Genomic DNA, 5,871 nt, shown 5'->3' on the forward strand with positions numbered 1-5,871 from the left:
GGAGGAGACGGTGGGCGGGCGGGCGGCGTCGGCTCAGGACGCCGTCCAGCCGCCGTCCATCGTGTACGCCGCGCCGGTGACCATCCCGGCGGAGGGGCCGGCGAGGAAGGCGATCAGCTCTCCCACCTCCTCGGGCTCCACGAACCGTTTGATGGCGGACTCGGTGAGCATGATCTTCTCGACCACCTCGTCCTCGGGGATGCCGTGGGTGGCCGCCTGGTCCGCGATCTGCTTGTCCACCAGCGGGGTGCGCACGTAGCTGGGGTTCACGCAGTTGCTCGTGACGCCGTGCGGCGCCCCCTCCAGGGCCACGGCTTTGGAGAGCCCCTCCAGGCCGTGCTTGGCGGCCACGTACGCGGACTTGAACGCGGAGGCCCGCAGTCCGTGCACCGAGGAAACGTTGATGATCCGCCCCCACCCCTGCTCGTACATGTGGGGCACGGCGGCCCGGACCAGCAGGAACGGGGACTCCAGCATGAGCGTGAGGATCCGGTGCAGGTCCGCGGGGTCGACGTCCTGAATGGGTGCCACCTTCTGGATCCCCGCGTTGTTCACCAGCACGTCCACGTCCAGGCTCAGCTCCGCGAGGGCGGCGGTGTCCGTGAGGTCCACGGCCCACGCCTCCCCGGACACCTCGGCGGCGAGGCGCGCGGCGGCGTCGTGGTCGATGTCGGCAATGGTCACGTGTGCACCGTGGGCTGCGAGCGCCCTGACGGCGGCGGCGCCGATGCCGCTCGCGCCGCCCGTCACGAGGGCCTTCCTGCCGGTGAGTGTGGCGTCGGTCATCGGGTGCTCCTTCACGCGGGTACGGCTTCCAGACGGAAGTATGCCCGGATTCCCCGCGCGGCGTGCGAGGTGCGCGCCGCGTAACATATACGATTTTGTACACGACGCGGGTGACGCGATTCACATGCTCTCGTACACTCCGTACCAGAACGCTCGGTCGGTAAGTGCCCGAGCACCTCGCCACTGGCACCCCACGGACCCTGTCCGACGATCCTGGAGACACCGCATGGCATCCACCACCGCAGCGCCCGCGCAGGGCCACACCATGTCACGAGAAGAGCGCAAGGTCCTTGCGGGCACCCTCGTGGGCACCACCATCGAGTGGTACGACTTCTTCATCTACGCCCAGGCGGCCGCGTTCATCCTGGCCACCCACTTCTTCAAGCCCCTCAGCGCGGACAACCCCCAGCTGGCCCAGATCGTCACGTGGGCCACCCTGGGCATCAGCTTCCTGTTCCGCCCCCTGGGCGCCATCGTGGCCGGGCACATCGGTGACCGGTTCGGCCGCAAGATCACCCTGGTGATGACCCTGTTCGGCATGGGGGTGGCCACCACGCTCATCGGTCTGCTGCCCACCTACGGCCAGATCGGGGTGGCCGCACCCATCCTCCTGATCCTGCTGCGCGTCCTGCAGGGCTTCTCCGCCGGCGGCGAGTGGGGTGGCGCGGCGCTGATGTCCGTGGAGCACGCACCCGTGAACAAGCGCGGCCTGTTCGGTGCCTACCCGCAGATCGGCGTGCCCATCGGCATGCTCATGGCCACCCTGTTCATGTTCGCGCTGACCACCACGCTCACCCCGGAGCAGTTCGAGTCCTGGGGCTGGCGCGTCCCGTTCCTGTTCTCCATCGTGCTGATCTTCGTGGGCTGGCTCATCCGCCGTTCCGTGGACGAGTCCCCCGTGTTCCTGGAGATGCAGCAGCGCGCCAAGGAGTCCTCCGCGCCCCTGGGCCAGCTGTTCCGCAAGAACCCCCGCGAGGTGGTCCTCGCGGCCCTGATCTTCGCGGGCAACAACGCCGCGGGCTACCTGGTGATCGCCTTCTTCGCGGCCTACGGCACCAAGGCGCTGCACATGTCCCGCCCGGAGACGCTCATCGCCTCCCTGGTGGGCGGCATCGGGTGGCTGATCTTCACCATGCTGGGCGGGTGGATGTCGGACAGGATCGGGCGCAGGCTGACCTTCCAGATCGGCTACGGCATCATCATCCTGTGGGCCATCCCCATGTGGTGGATGCTCAACACCGCGTCCCTGCCGCTGTTCGCGCTGGCCATCTTCATCCTGACCATGGGCCTGGGGCCCTCCTACGGTCCGCAGTCCGCGATGTACGCGGAGATGTTCCCGGCCCGCGTGCGCTACTCGGGCGTCTCCATCGGCTACGCCCTGGGCTCGATCATCGGCGGCGCGTTCGCCCCCATGATCGCCGAGCTGCTGCTGGGCCGCACGGGCCAGGCCTGGACCATCGGCCTCTACATCTCCCTGCTCTCCCTGGTCTCGTTCGTCGCCGTGTGCTTCGTCAGGAAGTCGGACCAGGGCAAGGACCTGCACGTGGCCGAGGTGCACGAGGAGTACGTGAAGTCCCACCCCGGCGAGATCGTGCCCCCTGTGGCCGGTGAGCCCGAGGACACCGCCCCCACGAGCACCACCCGGCACTGATCCGCACCCCGCACCCCGCGGGCGGTCCGCACGGGGCGGGTGGCCCGCACGGGGAGTTCCCCGCTGGGTGATCCGCGGAGAGATGCCTCGCAACGGGGCGAACGCGCACCACGGACGGGCCCGGCATCCACAGCGATGCCGGGCCCGTCCGCATCCGCACCAGATCCCGGAGCACTCCGCACCCGGCACCCCGCACCCGGGCGACACGTCACCAATTGACGTGGCTCACACGATCGGGGAACCTGAGCTTGAACGAACGGTCAGTTATTCCACACGGAGGAGACGCCATGTCCGAGATGCCGCAAGCCTTTCTCGTCGGAGGAGCCCGCACTCCCGTGGGCCGCTACGGAGGGGCCCTGTCCTCGGTGCGCCCGGACGACCTCGCCGCCCTCTGCATCCGCTCCGTCGTGGAGGACTCGGGGATCGACCCGGCACTCGTGGACGAGGTGATCCTGGGCAACGCGAACGGCGCGGGCGAGGAGAACCGCAACGTGGCCCGCATGGCGTGGCTGCTCAACGGCTACCCGGACACCGTTCCCGGCATCACCGTGAACCGGCTGTGCGCCTCGGGCATGTCCGCCATCACGATTGCCTCGCAGATGATCAAGTCCGGCGCGGCGGACATCGTGGTGGCCGGCGGCGTGGAGTCCATGTCCCGCGCCCCGTGGGTCATGGAGAAGCCCGCCACCGCGTTCGCCAAGCCCGGAGAGGTCTACGACACCTCGATCGGCTGGCGCTTCCCCAACCCCGCGTTCGTGGACGGTCCGCTGTCCCGCGACGGCAAGATGACCTACTCCATGCCGGAGACCGCGGAGGAGGTGGCCCGCGTGGACGGCATCTCCCGTGAGGACGCGGACGCGTTCGCCGCCCAGTCCCACGAGAAGGCGCTGGCCGCCATTCGCGCCGGGCACTTCGCGGACGAGATCGTCCCCGTGGAGGTCAAGGGCCGCAAGGGCGCCGTCACCGTGGTGGACACGGACGAGGGCCCCCGCGAGGGCTCCACCCCCGAGGTGCTGGCCAAGCTGCGTCCTGTGGTCAAGGGCGGCTCCGTGGTCACCGCGGGCAACTCCTCCTCCCTCAACGACGGCGCCTCGGCCGTGATCGTGGCCAGCGAGCGCGCCGTGACCAAGTACGGCCTCACCGCCCGCGCCCGCGTGGTGGACGGCGCCTCCGCGGGCCTCGCCCCGGAGATCATGGGCCTGGGCCCGGTCCCCGCCTCGGAGAAGGTCCTCGAGCGCGCCGGCTGGTCCGTGGGGGATCTCGGCTCCGTGGAGATCAACGAGGCCTTCGCCACCCAGTCCCTCGGTTCCATCCGCCGCCTGGGCCTGGACCCCGAGATCGTGAACCGGGACGGCGGCGCCATCGCGCTGGGCCACCCGCTGGGCTCCTCGGGCTCGCGCATCGTCATCACTCTCATGGGCCGCATGGAGCGCGAGCGCGCCGGCAAGGGCCTCGCCACCATGTGCATCGGCGTGGGCCAGGGCGCCGCCCTGCTGATCGAGCGGGTGTGATCCGGCCGTGACGGACACGAGCTCCACCCACGACGACGCCGCACGCGACGCCCGTGCGCACGGCACCCCAGAGGCGTCGGCCCCCCACAACGGGAGCGCCATGAGCGGAGCCTCCACCGGCACCCCCGCAGGGAGCGAACCCCCCGCGCAGGCGACCCCCGAGGGCCGGACCCCCTCGTGGGCCGCGGACTTCGAGGCGCTGCGCGTGAGCGAGCACCCGGACCGCCTGCACGTGGCCCTGGACCGCCCGGAGGTGCGCAACGCGATCGACCAGGTCATGGTGGACGAGCTGCACACCGTGTGCGGGCACCTGGAGCGCGAGCCCAGGATCCTGGTGCTGAGCGGCAGCCGCGTGAACGGCAAGGGAATCTTCGCCTCGGGTGCGGACATCGCCCAGCTGCGCGAGCGGCGTCGTGAGGACGCACTGCGCGGGGTGAACTCGCAGATCTTCGACCGGATCGCCAAGCTGCCCATGCCCGTGATCGCAGCACTGGACGGCTACGCCCTGGGCGGCGGAGCGGAGCTCGCGTGGGCGGCGGACTTCCGGATCGGCACCCCCCGCGTGAAGGTGGGGCAACCGGAGGCGGGGCTGGGCATCATCGCCGCGGCCGGCGCTCTGTGGCGGCTCAAGGAGCTCGCCGGGGAGGCCCTGGCCAAGGACATCCTCATGGCGGGTCGCATCCTGTCCGCCCAGGAGGCCCTGGACGCGCGGCTCATCACCGAGATCCACGAGCCGGACGAGCTGCTCGCCGCGGCGGACGCGCTCGCGGACCGGATCGCCGCGCAGGACCCGCTGGCGGTGCGCGTGAGCAAGCGCGTGTTCGCCATGCCCCGTGAGGCCCACCCGCACGTGGACGAGCTCGCGCAGGCCATCCTGTTCGAGTCCCAGGCCAAGTTCGACCGCATGCAGGCGTTCCTGGACCGCAAGAAGGAGTCGAAGAAATGAGCGAGAGCACCGCAGCAACCGTTCCCGGGACCGTGGGGGTGCTGGGCGGCGGGCGCATGGGCGCGGGAATCGCCCACGCGTTCCTGATCTCCGGCGCCCACGTGACCGTGGTGGAGGTGCACGCCCAGGCCGCCGAAGCCGCGAAGGAGCGCGTGGAGTCGGACCTCGCCAAGTCACTGGAGCGCGGGAAGATCGACGGCAACCTGGACGTGTGGACCGAGAACTTCGCGGTCAGCGTGGACTACACGGACTTCGCGGACTGCGAGCTGGTGGTCGAGGCCGTCCCGGAGATCTGGGACCTGAAGGTCTCGTCCCTGCAGAACGTGGAAGCCAACCTGCGCGAGGACGCGTGGCTCGCCTCGAACACGTCCTCGCTGTCCATCGACGGTCTCGCCGCCGAGCTGCAGCGCCCCGAACGGTTCTGCGGCATGCACTTCTTCAACCCGGTGCCCGCCTCCCAGCTCGTGGAGATCGTGGTGGGCGAGCGGACCGGCCAGCAGCTGCAGGACCTCACCCAGCAGTGGGTCGCGGGGATCGGCAAGACCCCGGTGACGGTCAAGGACGCACCCGGTTTCGCGTCCTCCCGCCTGGGCGTGGCGCTGGGCCTCGAGGCCATCCGCATGGTCGAGGAGGGTGTGGCGTCCGCCGAGGACATCGACAACGCCATGGTCCTCGGCTACAAGCACCCCGTGGGCCCGCTCGCACTCACGGACATCGTGGGCCTGGACGTGCGCCTGGGCATCGCGGAGTACCTGGAGAAGGAGCTCGGCCCCCGCTTCGCTCCCCCGCAGCTCATGCGGGACATGGTGGAGCGCGGAGAGCTCGGCAAGAAGTCCGGCAAGGGCTTCTACGACTACTCCTGAGTGTCCCTCCTGGCCAGACCAGGAAAGCACGGCTGCGACCCGCTCCCCGGCACCCCCGGGCGGCGGGTCGCCCCACATCACGATTCGGTCACGCCTGATTGCAGTAGCAAAGAC

Annotated in this window: 5 protein-coding genes; 4 read left to right on the plus strand and 1 reads right to left on the minus strand. The window is 70.2% G+C overall.

All coding sequences use genetic code 11. From position 1 onward, the window contains the following. Nucleotides 1-33: 33 nt before the first annotated feature. On the minus strand, nucleotides 34-786 hold the full coding sequence (locus CWC38_RS10615) for a 3-hydroxybutyrate dehydrogenase (protein ID WP_121846705.1): 753 nt from the start codon (nucleotides 784-786) through the stop codon (nucleotides 34-36). Nucleotides 787-1,012: 226 nt separating this feature from the next. On the opposite strand from CWC38_RS10615, the gene CWC38_RS10620 reads away from it, so the two are divergent. The 4 genes from CWC38_RS10620 (at nucleotide 1,013) to CWC38_RS10635 (ending at nucleotide 5,757) form a co-directional block, all read left to right on the plus strand. Continuing rightward, nucleotides 1,013-2,437, plus strand: a complete 1,425-nt coding sequence (locus CWC38_RS10620) for an MFS transporter (protein WP_121846706.1) — start codon at nucleotides 1,013-1,015, stop codon at nucleotides 2,435-2,437. 287 nt (nucleotides 2,438-2,724) lie between these two features. Then, nucleotides 2,725-3,948 (plus strand): thiolase family protein, encoded by a 1,224-nt coding sequence (locus CWC38_RS10625; protein WP_121846707.1) that lies wholly within the window; start codon nucleotides 2,725-2,727, stop codon nucleotides 3,946-3,948. Between the two features lie 7 nt (nucleotides 3,949-3,955). Beyond that, a complete protein-coding gene (locus tag CWC38_RS10630) occupies nucleotides 3,956-4,894 on the plus strand; it encodes an enoyl-CoA hydratase/isomerase family protein (RefSeq protein ID WP_240625224.1) in 939 nt (312 codons plus the stop codon). Next, the gene (locus tag CWC38_RS10635) at nucleotides 4,891-5,757 is read left to right on the plus strand and encodes a 3-hydroxyacyl-CoA dehydrogenase family protein (protein ID WP_121846708.1); all 867 of its coding nucleotides are present in this window, start codon (nucleotides 4,891-4,893) and stop codon (nucleotides 5,755-5,757) included. The genes CWC38_RS10630 and CWC38_RS10635 overlap by 4 nt, the downstream gene beginning before the upstream one ends. Nucleotides 5,758-5,871: the final 114 nt, after the last annotated feature.

Origin of the sequence: Kocuria tytonicola (genome assembly GCF_003687455.1) — a bacterium.
Lineage (GTDB): Bacteria > Actinomycetota > Actinomycetes > Actinomycetales > Micrococcaceae > Kocuria > Kocuria tytonicola.